This window comes from Streptomyces sp. NPDC007917, from assembly GCF_042959105.1.
Taxonomy (GTDB): Bacteria; Actinomycetota; Actinomycetes; order Streptomycetales; family Streptomycetaceae; genus Streptomyces.
Map to the genome: position 1 here is coordinate 64,925 of NZ_JBIBKK010000013.1, position 22,146 is coordinate 87,070.

At 69.9% G+C, this 22,146-nt stretch carries 25 protein-coding genes; 11 read left to right on the forward strand and 14 right to left on the reverse strand.

Annotation, left to right across the window (positions count from 1 at the left end; all coding sequences use genetic code 11):
* Positions 1-74 precede the first annotated feature (74 nt).
* Together ACFZDL_RS25555 and ACFZDL_RS25560 are read left to right on the forward strand one after the other, a co-directional pair.
* Positions 75-1,310, forward strand: a complete 1,236-nt coding sequence (locus ACFZDL_RS25555; RefSeq protein ID WP_353592478.1) for an alginate lyase family protein — start codon at positions 75-77, stop codon at positions 1,308-1,310.
* A 109-nt stretch (positions 1,311-1,419) separates the two neighbouring features.
* Positions 1,420-1,815 carry a hypothetical protein gene (locus ACFZDL_RS25560; RefSeq protein WP_353592479.1) on the forward strand — a complete coding sequence of 132 codons (396 nt, stop codon included), beginning with the start codon at positions 1,420-1,422 and terminating at the stop codon, positions 1,813-1,815.
* On the opposite strand, the gene ACFZDL_RS25565 is transcribed toward ACFZDL_RS25560, so the two are convergent.
* On the reverse strand, positions 1,812-2,333 hold the full coding sequence (locus ACFZDL_RS25565) for a GNAT family N-acetyltransferase (protein WP_353592480.1): 522 nt from the start codon (positions 2,331-2,333) through the stop codon (positions 1,812-1,814). The genes ACFZDL_RS25560 and ACFZDL_RS25565 overlap by 4 nt on opposite strands.
* A gap of 19 nt (positions 2,334-2,352) precedes the next feature.
* A complete protein-coding gene (locus tag ACFZDL_RS25570) occupies positions 2,353-3,291 on the reverse strand; it encodes a helix-turn-helix domain-containing protein (RefSeq protein WP_353592481.1) in 939 nt (312 codons plus the stop codon).
* 90 nt (positions 3,292-3,381) lie between these two features.
* Between ACFZDL_RS25570 and ACFZDL_RS25575 the strand changes: the two genes are divergently transcribed.
* A complete protein-coding gene (locus ACFZDL_RS25575) occupies positions 3,382-3,819 on the forward strand; it encodes a DUF6010 family protein (protein ID WP_353592482.1) in 438 nt (145 codons plus the stop codon).
* Here ACFZDL_RS25575 and ACFZDL_RS25580 read toward each other — a convergent pair.
* The 6 genes from ACFZDL_RS25580 to ACFZDL_RS25605 all read right to left on the reverse strand — a co-directional run bounded on the left by ACFZDL_RS25580 (position 3,813) and on the right by ACFZDL_RS25605 (position 7,052).
* Positions 3,813-4,307 carry a hypothetical protein gene (locus ACFZDL_RS25580; protein WP_353592483.1) on the reverse strand — a complete coding sequence of 165 codons (495 nt, stop codon included), beginning with the start codon at positions 4,305-4,307 and terminating at the stop codon, positions 3,813-3,815. The two genes, ACFZDL_RS25575 and ACFZDL_RS25580, sit on opposite strands and share 7 nt — an antisense overlap.
* Entirely contained in the window at positions 4,291-4,782 is a 492-nt protein-coding gene (locus tag ACFZDL_RS25585) for an RNA polymerase sigma factor (protein WP_353592484.1), read from the reverse strand. The genes ACFZDL_RS25580 and ACFZDL_RS25585 overlap by 17 nt, the downstream gene beginning before the upstream one ends.
* 103 nt (positions 4,783-4,885) lie before the next feature.
* Entirely contained in the window at positions 4,886-5,515 is a 630-nt protein-coding gene (locus ACFZDL_RS25590) for a class F sortase (RefSeq protein ID WP_353592485.1), read from the reverse strand.
* Positions 5,512-5,901: a sortase-dependent protein gene (locus ACFZDL_RS25595; protein WP_353592486.1), complete on the reverse strand. Its 390-nt coding sequence runs from the start codon at positions 5,899-5,901 to the stop codon at positions 5,512-5,514. Before ACFZDL_RS25595 ends, ACFZDL_RS25590 begins: the two co-directional genes overlap by 4 nt.
* A gap of 88 nt (positions 5,902-5,989) precedes the next feature.
* Positions 5,990-6,190 carry a DUF397 domain-containing protein gene (locus ACFZDL_RS25600; RefSeq protein WP_353592487.1) on the reverse strand — a complete coding sequence of 67 codons (201 nt, stop codon included), beginning with the start codon at positions 6,188-6,190 and terminating at the stop codon, positions 5,990-5,992.
* Between the two features lies 1 nt (position 6,191).
* Positions 6,192-7,052 carry a helix-turn-helix transcriptional regulator gene (locus ACFZDL_RS25605; RefSeq protein ID WP_353592488.1) on the reverse strand — a complete coding sequence of 287 codons (861 nt, stop codon included), beginning with the start codon at positions 7,050-7,052 and terminating at the stop codon, positions 6,192-6,194.
* A 152-nt stretch (positions 7,053-7,204) separates the two neighbouring features.
* On the opposite strand from ACFZDL_RS25605, the gene ACFZDL_RS25610 reads away from it, so the two are divergent.
* Positions 7,205-7,705, forward strand: a complete 501-nt coding sequence (locus ACFZDL_RS25610) for an ATP-binding protein (RefSeq protein WP_353592489.1) — start codon at positions 7,205-7,207, stop codon at positions 7,703-7,705.
* A 750-nt stretch (positions 7,706-8,455) separates the two neighbouring features.
* Here the strand turns inward: ACFZDL_RS25610 and ACFZDL_RS25615 are convergent.
* Positions 8,456-8,878, reverse strand: coding sequence for a helix-turn-helix domain-containing protein (locus ACFZDL_RS25615; protein ID WP_353592490.1), 423 nt, complete (start codon positions 8,876-8,878; stop codon positions 8,456-8,458).
* 86 nt (positions 8,879-8,964) lie between these two features.
* On the opposite strand from ACFZDL_RS25615, the gene ACFZDL_RS25620 reads away from it, so the two are divergent.
* Complete coding sequence (locus ACFZDL_RS25620) at positions 8,965-9,780, forward strand: NAD(P)H-binding protein (protein WP_353592491.1); 816 nt, start codon at positions 8,965-8,967, stop codon at positions 9,778-9,780.
* A gap of 75 nt (positions 9,781-9,855) precedes the next feature.
* Here the strand turns inward: ACFZDL_RS25620 and ACFZDL_RS25625 are convergent, their stop codons facing one another.
* From ACFZDL_RS25625 to ACFZDL_RS25645, 5 genes are all read right to left on the reverse strand, one after another.
* Positions 9,856-10,542 carry a VOC family protein gene (locus ACFZDL_RS25625; RefSeq protein WP_353592492.1) on the reverse strand — a complete coding sequence of 229 codons (687 nt, stop codon included), beginning with the start codon at positions 10,540-10,542 and terminating at the stop codon, positions 9,856-9,858.
* Between the two features lie 135 nt (positions 10,543-10,677).
* Positions 10,678-10,992: a hypothetical protein gene (locus tag ACFZDL_RS25630; RefSeq protein ID WP_353592493.1), complete on the reverse strand. Its 315-nt coding sequence runs from the start codon at positions 10,990-10,992 to the stop codon at positions 10,678-10,680.
* Between the two features lie 115 nt (positions 10,993-11,107).
* Positions 11,108-12,736, reverse strand: coding sequence for a monocarboxylate uptake permease MctP (mctP, locus tag ACFZDL_RS25635; RefSeq protein ID WP_353592494.1), 1,629 nt, complete (start codon positions 12,734-12,736; stop codon positions 11,108-11,110).
* On the reverse strand, positions 12,733-13,014 hold the full coding sequence (locus ACFZDL_RS25640; RefSeq protein WP_353592495.1) for a DUF3311 domain-containing protein: 282 nt from the start codon (positions 13,012-13,014) through the stop codon (positions 12,733-12,735). The genes mctP and ACFZDL_RS25640 overlap by 4 nt, the downstream gene beginning before the upstream one ends.
* A 159-nt stretch (positions 13,015-13,173) precedes the next feature.
* Positions 13,174-14,037 (reverse strand): GntR family transcriptional regulator, encoded by an 864-nt coding sequence (locus ACFZDL_RS25645; protein ID WP_353592666.1) that lies wholly within the window; start codon positions 14,035-14,037, stop codon positions 13,174-13,176.
* A 240-nt stretch (positions 14,038-14,277) separates the two neighbouring features.
* On the opposite strand from ACFZDL_RS25645, the gene ACFZDL_RS25650 reads away from it, so the two are divergent.
* From ACFZDL_RS25650 to ACFZDL_RS25675, 6 genes are all read left to right on the forward strand, one after another.
* Complete coding sequence (locus ACFZDL_RS25650; protein ID WP_353592496.1) at positions 14,278-15,549, forward strand: extracellular solute-binding protein; 1,272 nt, start codon at positions 14,278-14,280, stop codon at positions 15,547-15,549.
* Between the two features lie 5 nt (positions 15,550-15,554).
* Positions 15,555-16,568, forward strand: coding sequence for a sugar ABC transporter permease (locus tag ACFZDL_RS25655; RefSeq protein WP_353592497.1), 1,014 nt, complete (start codon positions 15,555-15,557; stop codon positions 16,566-16,568).
* Positions 16,565-17,395 carry a carbohydrate ABC transporter permease gene (locus tag ACFZDL_RS25660; protein WP_353592498.1) on the forward strand — a complete coding sequence of 277 codons (831 nt, stop codon included), beginning with the start codon at positions 16,565-16,567 and terminating at the stop codon, positions 17,393-17,395. The genes ACFZDL_RS25655 and ACFZDL_RS25660 overlap by 4 nt, the downstream gene beginning before the upstream one ends.
* Positions 17,396-17,404: 9 nt before the next feature.
* A complete protein-coding gene (locus tag ACFZDL_RS25665; protein ID WP_353592499.1) occupies positions 17,405-18,970 on the forward strand; it encodes a glycoside hydrolase family 3 protein in 1,566 nt (521 codons plus the stop codon).
* Between the two features lie 65 nt (positions 18,971-19,035).
* A complete protein-coding gene (locus ACFZDL_RS25670; RefSeq protein WP_353592500.1) occupies positions 19,036-20,106 on the forward strand; it encodes an SIS domain-containing protein in 1,071 nt (356 codons plus the stop codon).
* Between the two features lie 511 nt (positions 20,107-20,617).
* Positions 20,618-22,087, forward strand: a complete 1,470-nt coding sequence (locus ACFZDL_RS25675; protein WP_353592501.1) for a PAS domain-containing sensor histidine kinase — start codon at positions 20,618-20,620, stop codon at positions 22,085-22,087.
* Positions 22,088-22,146: the final 59 nt, after the last annotated feature.

Sequence of the window (22,146 nt, forward strand, 5' to 3'; positions counted from 1 at the left end):
CTCATCACATATGTGATCGGAATTCGGGTCCACAAACAGATGTCCAGGCATCTGCCGCCGGAAGGGAACGCCCCATGCCTGCAGCTCCTGACCGATCGACCCACCCGCGAACCCCCCACAGCCGTAAGGCCCTCACGCTCACCGCCGCCGCCCTGTCAGCCGCCTGCCTGGCCGGGGCCCTCGTCGGCCCGGCCCAGGCCCAGACCCAGGTGCGGACCCAGACCCGGGCCGCGTTCACCCACCCCGGCGTCCTGGTCAGCAGCTCCCAACTCGACTTCATCCGAGGCAAGGTGCAGGCGGGCGCCGCGCCGTGGAAAGGCGCCTACGACCAGATGATGGCGAGCAAGTACGGCTCGCTGTCGTACACGCCCAAGCCGCGGGCAGTGGTCGAGTGCGGCCCGTACTCCGACCCCAACTACGGCTGCACCGACGAGCGGCAGGACGCCATCGCCGCGTACACCCACGCGCTCGCCTGGTACGTCACCCGCGACGACCGCCACGCGAAGAAGGCGATCGAGATCATGGACGCATGGTCGGCCACGATCAAAGACCACACCAACAGCAACGCGCCCCTGCAGACCGGCTGGGCCGGATCCGTATGGCCGCGCGCGGCGGAGATCATCCGCTACACCTACACCAGCTGGCCGAACGTCAACCGCTTCGCGACGATGCTGCGCAACGTCTACCTCCCCAAGGTCATCAACGGCTCCAACAGCAACGGCAACTGGGAGCTGTCCATGATGGAGGCCGCCGTCGGCATCTCGGTCTTCCTCGACGACCGCACCAGCTACGACAAGGCGGTCGCCCGCTATCTGAACCGCACCCAGGCGTACGTCTACCTCGAGTCCGACGGCGCGCTGCCCAAGACCGTGCCGGGCAGCGGCCTGGACACCAAGGACAAGATCGTCAAGTACTGGCAGGGCCAGTCCACGTTCGTGACCGGACTGACCCAGGAGACCTGCCGGGACCTCACCCACACCGGATACGGCATCTCCGCGATCTCCCACGTGGCGGAGACCTCCCGGATCCAGGGCGAGGACCTCTACCCGAAGGTGGGCGAACGCCTGCGCCAGGCGCTGGGCTTCCAGTCCAAGTACCAGCTGAGCGCGTCGGTGCCGTCCTGGCTGTGCGGCGGGACGCTCAAGGACAAGCTGGGCCCGATCACCGAGGTCGGGTTCAACGCCCTGCACAACCGCCTCGGCTATCCCATGGACAACACCCAGAAGCTCACCGAACAACAGCGCCCCGCCAGCACGAACAACCTCTTCGTGGCCTGGGAGACCCTGACCCACGCCGACAACACCAACTGAACCGGCCGTCCGCGGGCTTGACGCCTGCCGGGGCGGGAGCCTTTAGTGATCGCGACCGCCCTGGAACGATCACTCGTGCAGCGATGCGCGACCGCACTTGGGGGAATTGATGCGCACTCTCATATCGGCCGGAGCCACCCTCGCCGCCGCCGGACTCACCCTCGGCCTGATGTCCGCACCGGCATTCGCCGCTCCCGCCCCGACCACATCGGCAGCACAGGCCGCCCCGCCCAAGTCGGGGAAGGACAGCATCAAGTGCAATGAGTCCAACGCGCGGGTCAACTTCTCCTGGAAGACCGGCTGGGCGACCACCACGGTGTACTACAACAACCACTGCCTCGGAGGCACGCGCATCACCGCAGCCTTCAAGTTCTACAACGACGGCTCGAAGCCGTTCTACAAGTGCGTCACCTTTCAGGGAATGACCCAGGGAAAGTACAAGTTCGGGCACATCAACGAGATCATGGACGTCAACAAGGACACCAAGAAGTGCGAGGAGGACTAAGGGAGGGCGGCCGCCTCGCCCAGCTCCACGGTGAACGCCCACAGGGTGATCCCCGGTAGCGGGTCCCAGTCCCGCTCCGGGGCCCGTACGAACCCCAGCCGCCCGTACAGCCGGTGCGCGGCGGCCATCTTCTGCTGGCTGGAGATCACGATCCGCTCAAGACCCAGCTCCCGCGCCCGCTCCAGACACGCCCGCACCAGCGCTTCCGCCGCCCCGCGCCGCCGCGCCTCGGGCCGTACGGCCAGCATCCGGAACTCCCCCTCGCCCGGCCGCGCCAGCTCCGCGTAAGCCCCGCCGTACACCGCGAAGGCCACCGCGCCCAGCACCTCATCGCTCTCCGCGTCGGCCGCGACCAGCACCTCCGCCAGCTCGGCCCGCCGCCGCGCGTCGCGCAGCTCGGCCAGATACCCGTCGCTCTCGCCGAACTCCAGCAGTCCGTCCCCGAGGTACGCCTGCGCGGTGAGCTCGCCGACGCCGTCCAGCTCCTCGTCCCGAGCCTGCCTGATCGTGATGTCCATGCTGGCAGTCTCCCGCATGTCAGCTGAAGGTGCGGCGGTAGGTGTGAGGGCTGACACCAGTGGTGCGTTTGAAGCGGTCGCGAAAGGCGGTGGGCGAGCCGAAGCCGACCTGGGCGGCGATGCGCTCGACGGAGTGGTGTGTGGTCTCCAGGAGGTGTTGGGCCTGGCGGACCCGGGCGCGGTGGAGCCACTGGAGCGGGGTGGTGCCGGTCTGGTCGCGGAAGTGGCGGATCAGGGTCCGGGTGCTGGTGCCGGCGTGGGCGGCGATGTCGGCAAGGGTGAGATCGCGGGCCAGATTGTTCTGCAGCCAGGTGAGCAGGGGTTCGAGGGCGGACCCCTGCGGGGTGGGCGCGCGGTCGTGGACGATGAACTGCGCTTGTCCGCCCTCGCGTTCCAGGGGCATGACGGACAGGCGGGCGGCGTCCGCGGCGACGGCCGAGCCGTAGTCGCGGCGGATCATGTGCAGGCACAGGTCCAGACCCGCGGCGGCGCCGGCCGAGGTGAGGATCTGCCCGTTGTCGACGTACAGGACGTCCGGGTCGACCTCGATGTCCGGGTGGGCGGTGGCCAGGAGTTCGGCCGCGGCCCAGTGGGTGGTGGCTCGCAGGCCGTCGAGGAGCCCGGTGGCGGCCAGGGGGAAGGTCCCGGAGCAGATGGAGGCGATGCGCGTGCCCGCCTCGGCGGCCGCGCGCAGTGCGCCGCGGACGGCGGGCGGGAGCGGGGCCGTGGGGGCGGCGGTGCCGGGCACGATGATCGTGTCCGCGCCCTTGAGCCCTTCCAGCCCCCAGGGCGCACGCAGGGTGAAGGCTCCCGCGTCGATCTCCGGCTGTTCGGCGCATACGCGGATCTGGTAGCCGGGGCGCCCGTCCGGGAGCCGGGTGCGGGTGAAGACCTCGATCGGGGTGGACAGGTCGAACGGGATCACCTGGTCCAGTGAGAGTACGGCGACGGTGTGCATGGCCAGATTCTGCGACGTGGCAATATCCCGTTGAAAGGTGTCACTCACGCCACTGGGGGGTGAGGTGGCGGCCGATTAGCTTTCGCAGACATGAACTACGTCTCGCCGATTCTGGTCGGCGTTCTCTACGCCCTGTTGATGTCGCTGATCCGTGAACCGCACCGACGCCGCTTCAACGCGGTCATGGTGGCGGGGGCGGGAGCCGCCTATCTGAGCGGGGGCGGCTTCGGCGTCTGGGAGTTCCCCGCCACTGCCGCCATCACGTACGTCGCCTACCGCGGGCTGGAATCCTGGACCTTCATCGGCGTCGCGTGGCTGATGCACACCGCCTGGGACCTGCTCCACCACATCAAGGGCAACCCGATCATGCCCTTCTACCACGAGTCCTCCATGGCCTGCGCCATCTGCGACCCCGTCATCGCCCTGTGGTGTCTACGAGGCGGTCCCTCACTGATCGGCCTCATCCGCGGCAGGACGGTCCGGGGGGCGGCACGCGGGACGGCACGCCCCCACACCGTGGATCACTGAGATCTCTTCTCGGGTTCGCCGACGGCGCCGGTCCGCTGCGGCGACGGCATGTCCCGCGGTGAGAGCGGTGTCGCCGACGGTCCGCGGGCGGACTTGGCGGGCCCGGGCCGCTGGTTCGGGCGGGGGATGACACGCCCGGGCGACTCCGATGGGGTGGAGGTGGCCGTCGGAGTCGGCTGCTTCGGCTTCGGGGTCGCGGGTGCGGTACGACCGTTCGTGGCCGGCGGTACGAGAGGGACCGTCGGAGGCGCGGGCGACTTGTGTGTCTCGCGCGTCACCAGGTTGAGCGGCAGCGCGACCAGGGCCGCGGCGGCACAGGCAAGGCCGACTCCGGCCGCGGTGCGCAGCAGGCGGCGGCGGGCGGCGGTGCGGCGGATGGCCTCGTACCGGCCGGGGGGCGGGCTGAGGTGGTCGGTGGTGGGGCGCAGGATCACCGCGAGGGGGTCGTCGGGTTCGTACTCCGGGCCGTCGTCAAGGCGTGTGGTCAAGACTTCTCCTCAGGTGGGCACGGAGCAGTTCCCGGGCTGCGTGGAGGTCGGCCTTGACGGTTCCTTCCTTGCGCCCGGTCAGTACGGACACCTCCCGGACCGGCATGTCAGCGTAGTAGTGCAGCAGGATCGGGACGCGCAGCCGTTCCGGCAGGGACTGGACGAGCAGGCGCACCGACGGGTCGGCCTGTTCGATGTGCGGGCGGGTGGCGGCTTCGGTGGTGGCGCGGCGCAGGGCTCTGCGTTCGCGCTCCAGCTTGCGCCAGTGGTCCCGGACGAGATTGGCCGCGGTGACGTAGAGGAAGCCGCGGGGCTCGTCCACGGAGGTCCAGCGGGCCCAGAGCCGGGTGAACGCCTCCGAGGCGATCTCGTGGGCCGTCTCGTCGTCGTCGACGAGCCGGCGGCACCAGCCGGCGAGGCGCGGGTAGAGGGCGGCGAACAGCTCGGACGCCGCCCTGTCACGGGACCGTTTCAACACTCTCCATGGCCGTGGTGGCATGTGTCGGGCAGGATCCCGGGCCGTTGGCGTACGGTCCGTCGCGTACGATCCGTCGGCCCGGGATCCGGTGGGGGGTGGGTCAGGGGCGGGTGGAGCTCAGCGTGGCGAAGACGATCACGTTGTCGCGGTACTGGCCGCCGCTGCGGGGGCCGCCACAGGTGATCAGCCGCAGCTCCGGGTGGTCCACGTTCCCGTAGACGTCGTCCGCCGGGAAGTCCGCCTTGGCGACCGTCCGTACGGAGCTGACGGTGAACACCGCCGCCTTGCCGTTCTCCAGGCGCGCCTCGATCCGGTCGCCCTGGCGCAGCCGCCCCAGGTGACGGAAGACCCCGTCCCCGTAGCCGCCGACCGTGACATGACCGAGGATGACCGACGGGCCGTTCTGCCCCGGCGTCGGCGAGTGCCGGTACCAGCCGGCCCGGTCGTGTGCCGCGACCGGCGGCACCTGCACGGTGCCGTCCGCCGCCAGCCCCAGCCGCATGACCGGGGTGTCCACCCCGATGGCCGGGACCAGCAGCCTGACCGGGACCGAACGCGCCAGGGCACGCGCCGCCTTCACGGGGGTCGAGGAAGGCGGCGGCGTGCTCCCGGAACGCCCGGTGGTCCGTGCGTCCTGCGCGTCCTGTTCGGCCTGGTGGCCGCCGCCGCACCCCACGAGCAGCGAGCCCATCGCCGCGGTGGCGAACGCGCGCCTGGAGACCGGGGTCATGCCCCGGTCGCCCGCCGGCGACGTACGACGAACACCGCCGCGCCACCCGCGACGAGCACCCCGGCGGCGCCCCCGCCGATCAGCCCGGCGCCGACCCCGGAATCCGAGGACTCCTCCGCCACCCCGGTGTTCGGCGCGCCCCTCGGCACCTCGCGGACCTGGGGCTCGGACGGCCGCTTGTGGGCCTTTTCGTCACGAGGGGTCGGGACGGCGGTGGCAGGCGCGGGGGTGGCCGGGGCCTGGGACGGCTCCTCGCGGGGGGACGGGACGCTGGTGGCCGGGGTCTTGCTCGGAACCGGGGTCGCCTCGTCGGCGAACGCGGGCACCGTGCTGGCCAGCACGGCGGTGGCCGCGAGTGCCACGGCACTGAGGACGGTTCGGCGCATGGGATCGCTCTCTCTCGTCAGGTGAGTTATGGATCGAGCGGAGAGACGAGGGAGCGGCGGAGCGGGTTGTAAAGAGAAGGTAAAGCCGTCAGGCGCTGCCGATGTGGTCGAGGTGACCTGCCTTGGCACTGCGTATGAGGGCGCGCAGGGCGGTGGGGGTGGTGGTGAGGACGGTGTCGGGTTGGTCGCTCTCGCGCAGGCGGATGGTGGCGTCGTCGGTCGACGAGACGTAGAGGCAGGCGTTGCCTTCGGAGCTGTACGAGGACTTCTGCCAATCACGAGCGGACAAGTCATTCACCTTCCAGGGTGCGGATGATGTTCCGGACGAGGTCACGGGATGCGTTCTCTGGCAGAGCAACCGCTTCCATGCGATCCAGCACGACGCGGTACTTCTCCAGCTGTGCTGGAGCATCGAGCAGTTCGGAGCCATATTCGGCATCGAGCTGCACCGTGTCCAGCTGTGGGACAGGCCCGGCGGCGTAGCAGACGGACTGTCCCGAGCCTGGGATCGACCCGGCGTCGAAGGGGATCACCAACACCCTGATGTGCTTGCGCTCGCCCATGTCGAGGATGTGCTGCAGCTGGGACCGTGCTGTGTCCGAGCCACCGAAACGCATGCGCAGGGCAGCTTCGTGGACGATGGTTGTATACGGCGTGGGGTCGTCGCGATACAGAATCGCCTGGCGTTTGATGCGGTGCGAGACACGGTGTTCCACGTCGGGAGGAGGCAGCGGCGGCACAGCCTGCCGGAAGATCTCCCGAGCATGCTCGGGGGTCTGCAGGAGGCCAGGGATGTGCGCGATGTAAGCCGTGCGCAAGGAAACGGCGTGGTGCTCCAGTTCGGCCAGGTCGAGCAACCCGGTGGGGAGGATTTCCCGGTACTCCTCCCACCAGCCTCTTCTCCGCTGCACCGCCATGCCGATGAGCGCCGTGATCAGCGCCTCGTCGGCGCACGAGTAATTACGTGCCAGTGCTCGCAGCCGATCCGCGCTCACACCCAACCGGCTCGCTTCAATGTTGCTGATCGTCGTCTGGTTCGTGCCGAGCAGGCGCCCGGCCTCGGTCGACGACATTCCGGCGCGTTCCCGCAGCCTGCGCAGCTCAGTGCCGAGACGCAGTTGACGCGCGGTCGGAAGACTTCTCATGGGCATCTACCGATTCTCTCTGCTCACATGCAACAGGCGCGTCACTCACACGAGTGGTAAATGAAGCCCTTTTTCCGGCAGCGGTAAATATATTAAGGGCTTGGGGCTACGGTGTGACCCGGGACACAGCCAACTCCACCTTCAGACAGGAGACTTCCGTGCCCACCGTATCCCCGGAGAATCTGGAAAACCCCTGGTCGTACTCCCTCCGCCTGCCCCACGACCCCCGCGCCGCCGCCATCGCCAGGACCACCCTGCGGGCCGTCCTCTCCTGGCACGGCATGCGAGAAATGACAGACCCCGCAGAGCTGGTGACGTCGGAAATGGTCACCAACGCCTACCGCCACACCACCGGTCCCGCACAGATGCGCATCCGTGCCATCGAGGAAGGCCGCCTCTGCGTCAGCATCTGGGACAGCAACCCCGACATCCCACCGCCCTTCGACAAGCCCCCGGCCCTCTTCGACCGATCGGCCGCGCTCGCCGAAGCCGCCGCGAACACCGAGGCCACGTACGGGCGCGGGCTGCTCATCGTGCGGATCTGCGCGGACAACTGGGGCGGCTACGCCCTCGCCGACGAACTCTTCGGGACCAGCGGCAAACTGCTCTGGTTCGAGCTCGCGCCGACGCCCTGCGATGCCTTCGGCATCGCGGCTTGAGCGCTCCGCTTCGCTGCGCCTGCGCCTGTGCGCCGTCTCGCGGCATTCGGCTCGGGCGGGTGCGGGTTTCGTCTCGGACCCTCCGGGTCCAAAGCGCCGGCGAGGAGGGGGGAGGGGGACGGCCGGCCCGGTGCCCCGATTCCTCGGCTCGGCGGGTGGCTGGGCTCAAAGAGGCTCCGCTGCGCTCCGCCGCGACTGCTGCCGCGCGGTGGTTGAGCGAGGAGTCCAGCGGTGCGCTGGACCGGGGCGCGCGAGCGCGACGGATGGGCGGGCAATGGGGGGAGGGCCCAACCGGACCGGCGTCCACCGCTTCGGGCGACCGTCCGCCGCCCGTCGGCCGGTGAGGACCCGTTGGGCTGGACGGCGACGATGCCTTCAGCGCCCCCTCCCCTTTCCCGTTGCTGGCCGCTGTGCGCCGAAGGCGCGAGACGATGCCCGCACGCGGCAATCGGACCATGTCGTCCAACGATGCTGGCCCGTACGTCACGCTCCCGGGCCCCGGACCAGCGCACCGCTGGACCGACCGGCCAACCACCGCGCGGCAGCAGTCGCGGCGGAGCGCAGCGGAGCTTCTTTGGGCTCAGCCGCCCGCGGGGCCGAGGAACCGGAACAACCGGCAGCCGCCCCCTTCCCCCTTCTCGCCGGCGCTTTGGACCCGGAGGGTCCGAGACGAAACCCGCACCCGCCCGAGCCGAATGCCGCGAGACGGCGCACAGGCACAGGCGAAGCGAAGCGCAGCCCACTCACCAGTCACCGCATGTCGTTGTCGGGGTGCTTCCGGTCGTACTCGCTGCGGGCCTCGGTGATGACGGGCCGGTGGGCCAGGGACCATTCGGCGAGCGCCTTGACCAGGTGGGTGAGGCTCGCGCCGGTTTCGGTGAGGCGGTAGTCGACCTGGGCCGGGACCGTGGGGTACACGGTGCGGAGGACGAGCCCGTCGCGCTCCAGCCTGCGCACCGTGAGGGTCAGCATGCGCTGGGAGATGCCGTCGATCGCGCGTTGCAGCTCCCGGAAGCGCCGCGGCCCGCCCGCGAGTTCGACGATCACGAGGACCGACCACTTGTCACCGACCCGGTCCAGCACGTCCCGGATGCCGCAGTCGGGGTGGTGTTTCTGGCCGCAGGGGCTGAGTTCGGCGGGGCCAGGGGTTACACCGGTGTGCGTGGGTGACATCAAAGTGCCTTCTTGTGGCTGATAGGCGGGCGGGTCAGGATCCGATCGTAGTTACTGAAGAGAACCACGAAGGAGACTTCGACCCCATGATCTTGGTGACCGGCGTGAACGGAAACCTGGGCTCACTGACCCTCGCGGCGCTGCGGGCCCGCGGTGTGGAGGCGATCGGCGGCAGCCGTACGCCCGGCGAAGGGATCCGGCCGCTCGACTTCGACCAGCCGTCCGGCATCGATCTGACCGGTGTCTCGACGCTCGTGCTGGTCTCCGCGGGCTACGCGGAGGACGATCAGGTGGTCCGCCGGCATGCGGCCGTGCTGGACGCCGCCGCCCGCGACGGCGTCCAGCACGTCGTCTACACGAGCCTGACCGGCGCCGGTGACCACCTCGGCTTCGCGCTGGCGCACCGCGCGACGGAGCGGCTGGTCAAAGACAGTGGCCTCAGGTGGACGATCCTGCGCAACGGCCTGTACGCCGAACTCTTCGGCGCCCTGTTGATGTGGAACGGCGACGCGGTGGAGTCCGCGTTCGGTGAGGGCGCGCTGTCCGCCGTGGCCCGTGAGGACCTGGCCGACGTGGCGGCGGTCGTGGCAGGCGATCCGAAGCGGCACAGCGAGCGCGTCTACGACCTCGTCGGCGCGCCGATCACGGCCCCCGCTGTCGCCGAACGCCTCGGCGTGGCCCACCGCACCATCGGATTGGGGGAATACCGGCGCAGGCTCCTGGACACACCAGGGCTGTTGCCGTTCCAGCCGCCGATGCTCTCCTCAATCGCCACCAGCGTCCGCCACGGCTTCCTGGACAACACCGGTACGGATCTTCAGGACATCCTCGACCGCCCTTCGCGCGACCCACTCGCCGTTGCCGTCGCCGCCGCGGCCGCCTCGCGCCCGGGCCCGAGCTGAGCGGCACGCTTCGCCGCCGCGATCGCCTTCGACGCGGCCGACGGGATGCTCGCCGCCCTCGCCGCTGCTCAGCGCTCAGCCCGCCTTGGTCTGGTCGCGTTCGAGAGCGGTGCAGACACAGACCTTATTGCCCTCTGGATCGGCGAGCACGGTGAACGCCGGGGCCTGGGAATCGTCGACCAAAGTGCCACCCGCGGCGACGGCAGCCGCGATGCGCTCGTCCGCCACCTCCGGGGCCAGCCACAGATCCATGTGCCAGCGTTGGCGCGGGGTCGGGTGCCTGTCGGTCTGCTGAAACCACACACTGGGGACACGGTTCGTCGGGTCGAAGACCGAGTCGGACACCGTGTGGGCGGCGTTTCCTGTCAGCAACGCCGCCCAGAACGGGCCCGCCGCCGAATCGTCAGCGGTGTCGAGGGCAAGCTCAAGCTGTGTCACCTCGCCGGGGACGGCAGTGAGGCCGAACTCGCGGGCAAGCCCGGTGATGACGCCGGCCAGTTCGAGGTCCTTGGCGGTAACCCACCGGCCACCGGTCTCGTCGACGCTGAACAGGGTCACGTCGATGACTCCCTGCCCCAGCCTGATCTCCGGTACGTCGTAGCGGGCGGCGGCTGCCGCCCGCGCGACCGCTGCCACAAACGCGGCCCCGACTACGGCGTCCGGGGCGCGGTAGCGAGCGGCGAGAGGCTGAGCGAGCTTGCGCCAGTCGTCAAGGCCGCCGGTGATCTCTGCGAGGATCTCGGCGTTGCTGATCGTGTCCATGATCCAGATGCTGCCAGTCATGGGACCACACAGCACTGGAAACGCCAAGTGCCGCCCACCACCGGCGAGCCCGCCACCCTGCCCGGCTGACGGCTACAAGCCGACATACCCGAAGTCCCGCACCCGCACCGCCAGCTACTCCGAACACCCCCACGCCAGTCCGGCCAGCGTGGCCGCCACCACCACACCCGACGCCACCACCCACGCGGCCCGCCCCATCCGGTGCCGCAGCGCGGTCCGCGCCAACGCCCAGACGGCATACGTGAGCAGCGGAACCCCGAACATCATGAGCGGCAGTTCCACATACAGCAGACTGAAGTCGCGCTCCCCCTCGAAGGGCCCCCGAATGCCGGGGCGGGAGCCCCGCAGCCACGCCCCGAACCCCACGGCCCCGCCGACCACCGCCACCACGCAGCCGAAGACACCCGTGGATTCCGCACGCTTTTCCATACCGTTAGGGATGTCCGCCGGACGATCGAGGTTGCCTGGTCGGGGCGCATGCGAACGGGCCGCCGCCTCCCGGTGGGGGAGGGCGGCGGCCCGTCGATACGAGGGAGCCGGGGCGTCAGTGGCCGCCGGGGGCGCCCGCCGTGGCCGGGGGGAGCTCGGTCTGGACGCCCGGGTCGCCCGCGTCGGCCCGGTAGTCGGCGGGGGAGGTCTCGTCGATGCCGTCCGGGGCCTTGACGGCGCGCAGGACGAGCGTGAGGACGACCACCACGACGACGTTGAGCACGAAGGCGGTGAAGCCGATGTAGCCGATCTCGCCGATGCCCGGGATCTCGGCGGTGTTGCCGAAGTGCTTCTGGGTGGCGCTCGGCGTGTCGTACGCCTTCCAGGTGCCGTAGATCATGCCGACCGCCCAGCCGCCCAGCAGCGCCCAGCGGTGGAACCAGCGGGTGAACAGGCCGCCGACCAGGGCCGGGAAGGTCTGGAGGATCCAGACGCCGCCCAGCAGCTGGAAGTTGATCGCGACCGTCTTGTCCATGCCGAGGACGAAGATCAGCGCGCCGACCTTGACCAGCAGCGAGACCAGCTTGGAGACCTTGGTCTCCTCCGCGGGCGTGGCGTTCGGCCGGATGAAGTCCTTGTAGATGTTGCGGGTGAACAGGTTCGCCGCGGCGATGGACATGATGGCCGCGGGCACCAGGGCGCCGATGCCGATGGCGGCGAAGGCCACGCCGGCGAACCAGTCCGGGAACATGTCCTCGAACAGCTGCGGGATGGCGAGCTGGTTGTTGTCCACCTTCACGTCCGCCGCGATCGCCATGAAGCCAAGCAGCGCCAGCAGACCCAGCATCAGGGAGTACAGCGGCAGGATCGTGCTGTTGCGGCGGATCACCTCGCGGCTGCGGCTGGAGAGCGTCGCGGTGATCGAGTGCGGATACATGAACAGCGCGAGCGCCGAGCCGACGGCCAAGGTGGCATAGGCCCACTGCGCCTTCTCGCCGCTGGCCAGGGCGCCGCGTGGCGCCCCGGTCTTCGGGTTCGGCTCGGAGAACCAGTGGCCCGCCTTGGCGAAGATGTCGTCGAAGCCGCCCAGCTTGATCGGGATGTAGATGATCGCCACCACGATGACGATGTAGATCAGCGTGTCCTTGACGAACGCGATGAGCGCGGGGGCGCGCAGACCCGAGGAGTAGGTGTACGCGGCGAGCACGCCGAAGGCGATCAGCAGCGGCAGGTCCTTGATGAACCAGTTGGTGTTCTCGCCGCCGCCCACGCCCATCACGTCCAGCACCGCCTGGATGCCGACGAGCTGGAGGGCGATGTACGGCATGGTGGCGAGGATGCCGGTGACCGCGACGGCCAGCGACAGGCCCTTGGAGCCGAAGCGGCCGCGGACGAAGTCCGAGGTGGTGACGTACCCGTGCTTGTGGGACACCGACCAGAGCTTGGGCAGGAAGAGGAAGATCAGCGGGTAGACCAGGATGGTGTACGGGACGGCGAAGAAGCCGGACGCACCCGCCGCGTAGATGGCCGCCGGGACGGCGACGAAGGTGTACGCGGTGTAAAGGTCGCCGCCGAGCAGGAACCAGGTGATCCAGGTGCCGAAGCTGCGGCCGCCCAGGCCCCACTCGTCGAGGTTGTTGGCGTTCTCGGCCGCCCGCCAGCGGGCGGCCATGAAGCCCATGACCGTGACGGCCACGAAGAAGAAGATGAAGACGGCGAGTGCGACGCCGTTGACGTCCTTCATTCCGCCGCACCTCCCTTCTGTGCCTGCTCCGCCGCGCGCAGCGCCCGGTTCTCACGGCGGACCAGGATGTACGCGACCGTCGTCAGCAGGGCCGAGACGGGCACCCAGAGCATCTGGTACCAGTAGAAGAACGGGATGCCGATCAAGGTGGGCTCGATCTTGGCGTACGAGCCGACCCACAGCATCGCCACGAAGGGGGCGATCAGGCACAGACCGGCCACGACGCGCGAGGGCGTGACGACCGGTCTCCTGCCTTGTGTACCGGATGTTGCTGACATTGGCGGCTGCTCCGTCCCGCGGCTGAGCACCTGCGTAAGAGACTGATCGTTTGCTTAATGCGCAGGAAATCTAAGCCAGAGGCCCGGTTGACGTCACTACCCGTCCGCATATCGGTATGGGAAAGATAAGGACGTCAGGCTTGCTCGGGTGGTGCGGGTTCAGCCGTTCGGCCGCTGCAGCCGGGCCACGAACTTGTAGCGGTCCCCCCGGTACACCGACCGCACCCACTCCACCGGTTCGCCCGCCGCGTCCAGCGAGTGGCGCGAGAGCATCAGCATCGGCAGCCCGACGTCCGTGCCCAGCAGCCCCGCCTCGCGCGGGGTGGCCAGCGAGGTCTCGATGGTCTCCTCGGCCTCCGCGAGGTGGACGTCGTACACCTCGGCCAGGGCCGTGTACAGCGAGGAGTACTTGACCAGGCTGCGGCGCAGCGCGGGGAAGCGCTTCGCCGACAGATGGGTGGTCTCGATGGCCATGGGCTCGCCGCTGGCCAGCCGCAGCCGCTCGATGCGCAGCACCCGGCCGCCGGCCGCTATGTCCAGGAGTCCGGCGAGCCGGTCGTCGGCCGTCACATAGCCGATGTCCAGGAGTTGGGAGGTGGGTTCCAGGCCCTGGGCCTTCATGTCCTCGGTGTACGAGGTCAACTGGAGGGCCTGGGAGACCTTGGGCTTGGCGACGAAGGTGCCCTTGCCCTGGATCCGCTCGAGCCGCCCCTCGACCACCAGTTCCTGCAGCGCCTGCCGCACGGTGGTCCGGGAGGTGTCGAACTCGGAGGCGAGGGTGCGCTCGGGAGGGACCGGGGTGCCGGGCGGCAGGGTCTCGGTGATCTCCAGCAAGTGCCGCTTGAGGCGGTAGTACTTGGGCACGCGCGCGGTGCGCGTCCCGCTGGAGCTGTTTCCCGTGCTGTTCCCGGCGCTGTTGCCGGAGCCATGGGCGGAGCTGGTGCCGCCCTCGGCTGTGGCTGCCGCGGCTTTGGTGGCTGTCGTACCCGTCGCGGCCGCCGCTGTCGCCCCCTCGGTCTCCATCGCGCGCCTTTCCGACCCCTGGTCTGCTGCCGTCACCGGCTCCTCCGTTTTCAGCGGCTCACATCGTGGCACGGCCTCGGCCGTAAGCGGCTGCTCGGCCCGGATGTCGTGAGGTGTCGGTCCGGTAACGGAGCCGATGGCGGCTCTTGGACACCCTTGACACCCCTACAGGTCTAGGCCAAGCTGCGGGCACTGGTCTAAACCATTAAACCTCCCTTCCGGTCCTTTGAGGAGTGTGCTGTGAAGCGTGGGCTGATAGCGGCGACGGGTGTCGCGGCGATGCTGGTGACCGTCGCGGCCTGCGGGTCCGGCGACGACGACAAGAAGGCCGGGGCGGACGGCTTCAAGGGCGAGACGCTGACCGTATGGGCGATGGACGGATCCACCCCCGACGGCTGGACGAAGGACGTCAAGGCGGCGTTCGAGAAGAAGACGGGTGCCAAGCTGAAGCTGGAGACCCAGGAGTGGAATGGCATTCAGCAGAAGGTGACCACCGCGCTCTCGGAGTCGGACCCGCCGGATGTGATCGAGATCGGCAATACCCAGACCCCGGCGTACGCCCAGACCGGCGGCCTCGCCGAGCTGACCGACCTGAAGGAGTCGATCGGCGCTGACTGGGCCGACTCCCTCAACAAGTCCGCGGTCTACGACGGCAAGCAGTACGCCGCCCCGTGGTTCGCGGCCAACCGCGTGGTGATCTACAACAAGAAGGTCTGGGCGCAGGCCGGGATCAAGGACACCCCCAAGACCCGGACCGAGTTCTTCCGGGACCTTGAGACGATCAAGAAGAAGACGGACGCCGAGCCGATCTATCTGCCGGGCCAGAACTGGTACTTCTTCGACGGGCTGACCATCGGCACCGGTGCCGACCTCGTCAAGAAGGAAGGCGACAAGTGGGTCTCCAACCTCGCCGACCCCAAGGTCGCCAAGGCCATGGACATCTACAAGCAGTACCAGTCCTTCAGCGAGGCCCCCAAGGACAAGGACGAGGCCACCCCGCAGCAGGCCGAGGTCTTCGCCAAGGGCAAGACCGGCGCCTTCATCGGGATGGGCTGGGAGGCGGCGACCGCGATCAAGGCCAACCCGAAGATCGAGCAGGACATCGGCTACTTCACCATCCCGGGGGAGACCGCCGGCAAGCCGGAGGGCGTCTTCCTCGGCGGCTCCAACCTCGCCGTCGCGGCGGGCAGCAAGAAGCAGGAGCTGGCCAAGGAGTTCCTGAAGATCGCGCTGTCGGACACCCATGAGGGGCAGCTGGCCAAGGAAGGCGGCGTGCTCCCCAACAAGGAGTCGCTGCAGTCCCAGCTCAAGGGCAACGCCGCGGCCGAGGCTGCGGCCCCCGCCGTCGCGGGCGGCGGCACCACCCCGCTGATCCCCGAATGGGCCCCGGTGGAGAACGCCCCGAACCCGATCAAGGCCTATATGACCGCCGTGCTGAAGGGCAAGTCCCCGGCGGACGCGGCCAAGTCGGTCGAGGAAGAGATGAACAAGCGCCTCAGCCAGGAGCAGTAACGGCGATGGCTGTAGCGACCACACGCACCACTCGCAAGGACCCCGGCCGCCCCGCGGCGGCCGGGGCCCCCGGGCGCGGGGCGCCGCCGGGCCGTACGCGTACGGGCCGCGGGGCGTCCCCGGGGCGCGGCCGGCTCACCGGCACCGCGCCCTATCTGCTGCTTCTGCCCGCGCTGGCCGCCACCGTGGTGCTGCTGGGCTGGCCGCTGGTCAAGAACGGCATGCTGTCGTTCCAGAACCTCAACATGCGGCAGCTGATCCAGCACCTCACCGAGTGGAACGGCGTCGACAACTACCGCGAGGCGCTGACCAGCGAGGACTTCTGGCGGGTCACAGTCAGGTCGGTCCTGTTCACCTCCGTCAACGTCGTGCTGATCATGGTGATCGGGACGCTGGTCGGGCTGCTGCTGGCCCGGCTCGGGACGAAGATGCGGCTGCTGCTGTCGACCGGTCTCGTGCTGGCCTGGGCGATGCCGGTCATCGCGGCGACCACCGTCTTCCAGTGGCTGTTCGCCTCCCGCTTCGGGGTGGTCAACTGGGTGCTGGACAAGCTCGGCTGGCACTCGATGGCCGACTACAACTGGACCGGCAGCCAGTTCTCGACCTACTTCGTCATCACCGTGCTCATCGTCTGGCAGTCGATCCCCTTCGTGGCGATCAACCTCTACGCGGCGACCACGACGATCCCCAAGGAGCTGTACGAGGCGGCGGCGCTGGACGGCGCCGGGGCCTGGCGCTCCTTCACCTCCGTGACCCTGCCCTTCCTCAAGCCGTTCCTCCTCGCGACCCTCTTCCTCGAGGTGATCTGGGTCTTCAAAGCGTTTCCGCAGGTCTTCGCGATCAACGAGGGCGGCCCTGACCGGCTCACCGAGACCCTTCCCGTCTACGCGTTCATCGAGGGCGTGGGCAATCAGCACTACGGCATGGGCGCGGCGATCTCGCTGCTGACCATCCTGATCCTGCTGGCCCTGACCTCCTACTACCTTCGGATCGTGCTCAAGCAGGAGGAGGAGCAGTGAAGCGCTCGACGGCCGGGCGGCTGTGGCCCAACGCGACGGCGGTCGTCCTCTTCGTCGCCTTCGCGTTCCCCGTCTACTGGATGTTCTCCACGGCCCTCAAGCCGACCTCGGACATCATCTCCGAGGACCCGGTGTGGTTCCCGACCGACGCGACCTTCGAGCATTTCAAGACGGCGACGGACGCGGAGCACTTCTGGACCCTGGTGGGGAACTCCCTGACCGTCACCGTCTCGGCGGTGGCGCTCTCGCTGGTGATCGCGCTCCTCGCGTCCTTCGCCCTCGCCCGGATGCGCTTCAAGGGCCGCCGCGGCTTCCTGGTGACCTTCATGATCGCCCAGATGGCACCCTGGGAGGTCATGGTGATCGCGATCTACATGATCGTCCGCGATGGCGAGATGCTGAACAGCCTGGTCCCGCTGACCCTCTTCTACATGGTCATGGTGCTGCCCTTCACCGTTCTCACCCTGCGCTCCTATGTCGCCGCCGTGCCCAAGGAGCTGGAGGAGTCGGCGATGGTCGACGGCTGCACCCGGCCGCAGGCGTTCATCCGGGTGATCTTCCCGCTGCTGGCGCCCGGGCTGATGGCCACCTCGCTGTTCGGCTTCATCACGGCCTGGAACGAGTTCCCGCTCGTCCTCATCCTGAACAAGGACCCCGAGGCCAAGACGCTGCCGCTGTGGCTGTCCAGCTTCCAGACGAACTTCGGCGACGACTGGGGCGCCACCATGGCGGCCGCCTCGCTCTTCGCCATCCCCATCCTGCTTCTGTTCCTGTTTCTGCAACGCAAGGCGGTCGGTGGTCTCACTTCCGGCGCTGTGAAGGGATGATCCTTCTCCATGACGACCCTCGCACGCGGCTTGGACACCCTCACCAGGGACGCCCTGGCGGTTCTGCAACCCGGCTTCTCCGGCACCACCGCGCCCGACTGGGTGCTGCGGCGGCTCGGTGAAGGCCTCGGCTCCGTCGGCATCTTCGGCCGCAACATCATCTCGTCCGAGCAGCTTTCCGCCCTCACCGCCCAGCTGCGGGCGGAGCGCGAAGACCTGCTCGTCGCCATCGACGAGGAGGGCGGCGACGTCACCCGGCTGGAGGTGCGGACCGGCTCCTCCTTCCCCGGCAACCTGGCGCTCGGCGCCGTCGACGACACCGCCCTGACCCAGGCCGTGGCCCGCGAGATGGGCCGCCGGCTCGCCGCGTGCGGGGTCAACCTCGACTGGGCCCCCTCCGCCGACGTCAACTCCAACCCCGACAACCCGGTCATCGGCGTACGCGCCTTCGGCGCCGATCCGCAGCTCGTGGCCCGCCACACCGCCGCGTACATCCGGGGCCTGCAGGGCGCCGGGGTCGCCGCCTGCACCAAGCACTTCCCCGGGCACGGCGACACCGCCGTCGACTCCCACCACGCCATGCCGCGCATCGACGCCGACCTCGACACCCTCACCGACCGCGAACTGATCCCCTTCCGGGCCGCCGTGGCCGCCGGCACCAAGGCCGTGATGAGCGCCCACATCCTGGTCCCCGCCCTCGACCCGGCCCTGCCCGCCACCCTCAGCCCGGCCGCGCTGCACGGCCTGCTGCGCGCCCCCGTCAGCAAGGGCGGCCTCGGCTTCGACGGGCTCATCGTCACCGACGGCATGGAGATGCGGGCCATCTCCGCCGCGTACGGCATCGAGCGCGGCAGCGTGCTCGCCATCGCCGCGGGCGCCGACGCGATCTGTGTCGGCGGCGGGCTCAGCGACGAGGACACCGTGGTGCGGCTGCGCGACGCGCTGGTGGCCGCGGTACGGGCGGGGGAACTGCCCGAGGCGCGGCTCGCCGACGCCGCTGCCCGGGTGCGCGCCCTCGGCGACTGGGCGCGGCAGGCCGGAGGGCCGGGCGCGGCGGAGGGGATCGCGGCCGCCCCCGACGCGGGGCTGCGCGCCGCCCGCCGGGCGCTGCGCGTCACCCCGGGCGCACAGCCCTACGAACCGCCCACCGGGCCCGCGTTCGTCGCCGCCTTCACCCCCGTGGCCAACATCGCCGTCGGCGACGAGACCCCCTGGGGCGTCGCCGCCGAACTGGCCCGGCTGCTCCCCGGCACCGGCACCGCCACCTACGGCCAGCGAGACGTCGAGGAAGCTGCAGTGGGTACGACCGGTGGTGTGCCCGCCTTGATCGCAAATGTACTCGGGGAGGCGGCGGACCGTAGGATCGTCGCAGTGGTACGCGATGTCCACCGCCACCCCTGGATGGCCGATGCCCTGGCCTCCCTGCTCGCCGCCCGGCCGGACACGGTCGTCGTCGAGATGGGCGTGCCCCAGGCGCCGCCGACCGGGGCGCTGCACATCGCGACTCACGGCGCCGCCCGGGTCTGTGGGCTGGCCGCCGCGGAGGTCATCACCGGCGGTGTGGCCGGGGGATGACGCCACCACCCGGCTCGGCCCGCACCGCGGGCACAGCACAGCACAGCCAACTGGAGGCACCCAGCATGTCCGCCACGACTCCGGCCCAGCACAGCGACCAGCCGGGCCGGATCATGTCCGGGGAGATGGCCGAGCAGCCCGCCGTGCTGCGCCGGATCCTCGACGAGGGCGCGCCCCGCATCCGCGAGATCGCCGAACACATCGCCGCGCGCAACCCGCGCTTCGTACTCCTCACCGCGCGGGGCACCTCCGACAACGCGGCGCTGTACGCGAAGTATCTGATCGAGGTCCTGCTGGGCAAGCCGTGCGGCCTCACCTCCATGTCCACCACCACCGCCTACGGGGCCGAGCAGGACCTGACCGACGTACTGGTGATCACGGTCAGCCAGTCCGGCGGCTCCCCGGACCTGGTCGCCTCCACCGAGGCCGCCCGCCAGGCCGGCGCGATCACCCTCGCGGTCACCAACAACCCCGACTCCCCGCTGGCCGCCGTCTCCGAGTTCCACATCGACGTCCTGGCCGGCCCGGAGAACGCGCTCCCCGCGACCAAGACCTACACCGCCGAACTGCTCGCCCTCTACCTCTTCGTCGAGGGCCTGCGCGGCGGCGACGGCGCGGCCGCCAAGGTCCTCCCCGAGCTGGCCCAGCAGATCCTGGACCGGGGGGACGAGGTCAAGCAGCTCGCCGGCCGCTACCGCTTCGCCGAGCGCATGGTCATCACCTCCCGCGGCTACGGCTACCCCACGGCCAAGGAGGCGGCGCTGAAGCTGATGGAGACCAGCTACATCCCGGCGCTGTCCTACTCGGGCGCCGATCTGCTGCACGGCCCGCTCGCCATGGTCGACAACATCTCGCCGGTGATCGCGATCGTCACCGAGGGCAAGGGCGGCCAGGCGCTGCGGCCGGTCCTCGAGCGGCTGCGCGGCCGCGGCGCGGACCTGGTCGTCATCGGCGCCCAGTCCGAGGTCGACCAGGCCTCGGCGGGCTTCGCGCTGCCGACGGAGGGAGTGGCCGAGGAGGTCCAGCCGATCCTGGAGATCCTTCCGCTGCAGCTGCTCGCCTACGAGGTGACCATCGCCCGAGGCCAGGACCCCGATGCGCCGCGCGCGCTGGCAAAGGTGACCGAGACCAGGTGAGCGACGGTGCCGGTCGGAGGCCGGCCGGCTGGCCGAAGCTTGGGAGGCCCCCGGGGCCGAGCAATGCGAGGGCGGCCATCAGAACTTGGTTGCGCCGCGCGCGCTGGCGAAGGTGACTGAGACCAGGTGACCGAGACCAGGTGAGGCCCTGAGGCCGCCACCCCCACCGGCTCCCGCGCTTCCCCGCGAAGCGCGGGAGCCTTCTGTCGGGGAGGCCGAGCAGTGCGAGGGCGGCGAGAAAGAGGGGAAAACACCCGCGGGCCGCGGCGCCAGGGCGGGACCCTCAACCCACCCGGCACCGCAGCCCGGAGTTGCATCGGCCGCAGCCGGCCGACCTGAGGCTCCCGGAGCGGTCAGGGCAGAGCACCCCGTGTGCCTCGATCCACCCTCCTGTGCGGGGAGGGCGGAAGATCGCAGTGCGCCCATTCTGGACTAGACCACTCTCGCCTGTCCACGGCTCTGCGCGGAAAGGCTGAAACGTACGTCCGGGTAGGCTCACAACGTGCCCTCCATGAACGACCTCGTACGCCAGCACACCGCACTCAGCGACTCCGACCTCGAGTGGCTTCACCTGCTGGTATCGGAGTGGCAGCTGCTCTCCGACCTCTCCTTCGCCGATCTCGTCCTGTGGGTCCCCACCCGCGACGGCACCCGCTACGTCTCGGTGGCGCAGATGCGGCCCAACACCGGGCCCACCTCCTACCAGGACGACATGGTCGGCCATCTGGCTCCGCGCGGCCGCCGCCCGATGCTCGACGCCGCCCTCGACGAGGGCCGTATCGTCCGGGAGGGCGACCCCGAGTGGCGGGAGGAGGTCCCGGTCCGGGTCGAGTCCATCCCGGTCCGCCGCGAGGGCCGGGTGCTCGGGGTGATCGCCCGTAACACCAATCTGCTGACCGTACGGACGCCCAGCCGGCTCGAGCTCACCTACCTCCAGAGCGCCTCCGACCTCGCCCAGATGATCGCCGCAGGATCGTTTCCCTTCTCCGAGCAGCAGGTCGACATGGACGCCTCACCCCGCGTGGGCGACGGCCTGATCCGGCTCGACGCGGAGGGCATCGTCCAGTACGCCAGCCCCAACGCCCTGTCCGCCTACCACCGCCTCGGCCTGGCCGCCGACCTGGTCGGCCACCACCTCGGCCGGACCACCGCCGAACTCGCCCCCGTACGCGGACCGGTGGACGAGGCGCTGGTCAAGCTGGCCAGCGGCTGGGCGCCGCGCGAGTTCGAGGTGGAGGGCGACGACGGGGTCATCCAGCTGCGGGCCATCCCGCTCAAGCCCAAGGGCACCCACATCGGTTCGCTCGTCCTGCTCCGGGACGTCACCGAGCTGCGCCGCCGCGAGCGCGAGCTGATCACCAAGGACGCCACCATCCGGGAGATCCACCACCGGGTGAAGAACAACCTCCAGACCGTGGCCGCCCTGCTGCGCCTCCAGGCCCGCCGGATGGACTCCGACCAGGGGAGGGAGGCGCTCAACGAGGCGGTGCGCAGGGTCGGCTCGATCGCGATCGTGCACGAGACGCTGTCCCAGAACCTGGACGAGCGGGTCGAGTTCGACGAGATAGCCGACCGGGTCCTGGCCATGGTGGCCGAGATATCCCCGGGCAAGGTCACCGGCCGGCGCACCGGCCGGTTCGGCATCCTCGAGGCCGAGGTCGCCACCCCGCTGTCCATGGTGCTGACCGAGGTGCTGCAGAACGCGCTGGAACACGGCTTCGGAGCGGGGGAGCAGGGCACGGTCGAGGTGGCGGCGGTGCGCGGCGGCACCGGCGCGGACGGGCGGCTGCTGGTCACCGTCGAGGACGACGGGCGCGGGCTGCCGGAGGGGTTCGACCCCCAGCGGGCGGGCAACCTCGGCCTGCAGATCGTGCGCACGCTGGTGGAGGGGGAGCTGGGCGGGACGTTCGACATGGTGCCCGCGCCCGAGCGCGGCACCCGAGTCGTCCTGGACATCCCGGTACGGGCGGAGAAGCACTGACCCGGCCGGCCGGGCCGATCCCCGACCCGGCCGGGCCGATCCCCGGACGAGGCCGCGGG

What these genes read in the sequence shown, in the direction of transcription:
- ACFZDL_RS25665 (WP_353592499.1), top strand. Translation starts at nt 17,405, where the DNA reads ATGACGACCCTCGCACGCGGCTTGGACACCCTCACCAGGGACGCCCTG.
- ACFZDL_RS25555 (WP_353592478.1), top strand. Translation starts at nt 75, where the DNA reads ATGCCTGCAGCTCCTGACCGATCGACCCACCCGCGAACCCCCCACAGC.
- ACFZDL_RS25575 (WP_353592482.1), top strand. Translation starts at nt 3,382, where the DNA reads ATGAACTACGTCTCGCCGATTCTGGTCGGCGTTCTCTACGCCCTGTTG.
- ACFZDL_RS25675 (WP_353592501.1), top strand. Translation starts at nt 20,618, where the DNA reads ATGAACGACCTCGTACGCCAGCACACCGCACTCAGCGACTCCGACCTC.
- ACFZDL_RS25625 (WP_353592492.1), bottom strand. Translation starts at nt 10,542, where the DNA reads ATGGACACGATCAGCAACGCCGAGATCCTCGCAGAGATCACCGGCGGC.
- mctP (WP_353592494.1), bottom strand. Translation starts at nt 12,736, where the DNA reads ATGAAGGACGTCAACGGCGTCGCACTCGCCGTCTTCATCTTCTTCTTC.
- ACFZDL_RS25640 (WP_353592495.1), bottom strand. Translation starts at nt 13,014, where the DNA reads ATGTCAGCAACATCCGGTACACAAGGCAGGAGACCGGTCGTCACGCCC.
- ACFZDL_RS25645 (WP_353592666.1), bottom strand. Translation starts at nt 14,037, where the DNA reads ATGGAGACCGAGGGGGCGACAGCGGCGGCCGCGACGGGTACGACAGCC.
- ACFZDL_RS25655 (WP_353592497.1), top strand. Translation starts at nt 15,555, where the DNA reads ATGGCTGTAGCGACCACACGCACCACTCGCAAGGACCCCGGCCGCCCC.
- ACFZDL_RS25570 (WP_353592481.1), bottom strand. Translation starts at nt 3,291, where the DNA reads ATGCACACCGTCGCCGTACTCTCACTGGACCAGGTGATCCCGTTCGAC.
- ACFZDL_RS25595 (WP_353592486.1), bottom strand. Translation starts at nt 5,901, where the DNA reads ATGCGCCGAACCGTCCTCAGTGCCGTGGCACTCGCGGCCACCGCCGTG.
- ACFZDL_RS25590 (WP_353592485.1), bottom strand. Translation starts at nt 5,515, where the DNA reads ATGACCCCGGTCTCCAGGCGCGCGTTCGCCACCGCGGCGATGGGCTCG.
- ACFZDL_RS25560 (WP_353592479.1), top strand. Translation starts at nt 1,420, where the DNA reads ATGCGCACTCTCATATCGGCCGGAGCCACCCTCGCCGCCGCCGGACTC.
- ACFZDL_RS25620 (WP_353592491.1), top strand. Translation starts at nt 8,965, where the DNA reads ATGATCTTGGTGACCGGCGTGAACGGAAACCTGGGCTCACTGACCCTC.
- ACFZDL_RS25565 (WP_353592480.1), bottom strand. Translation starts at nt 2,333, where the DNA reads ATGGACATCACGATCAGGCAGGCTCGGGACGAGGAGCTGGACGGCGTC.
- ACFZDL_RS25630 (WP_353592493.1), bottom strand. Translation starts at nt 10,992, where the DNA reads ATGGAAAAGCGTGCGGAATCCACGGGTGTCTTCGGCTGCGTGGTGGCG.
- ACFZDL_RS25615 (WP_353592490.1), bottom strand. Translation starts at nt 8,878, where the DNA reads ATGTCACCCACGCACACCGGTGTAACCCCTGGCCCCGCCGAACTCAGC.
- ACFZDL_RS25670 (WP_353592500.1), top strand. Translation starts at nt 19,036, where the DNA reads ATGTCCGCCACGACTCCGGCCCAGCACAGCGACCAGCCGGGCCGGATC.
- ACFZDL_RS25605 (WP_353592488.1), bottom strand. Translation starts at nt 7,052, where the DNA reads ATGCCCATGAGAAGTCTTCCGACCGCGCGTCAACTGCGTCTCGGCACT.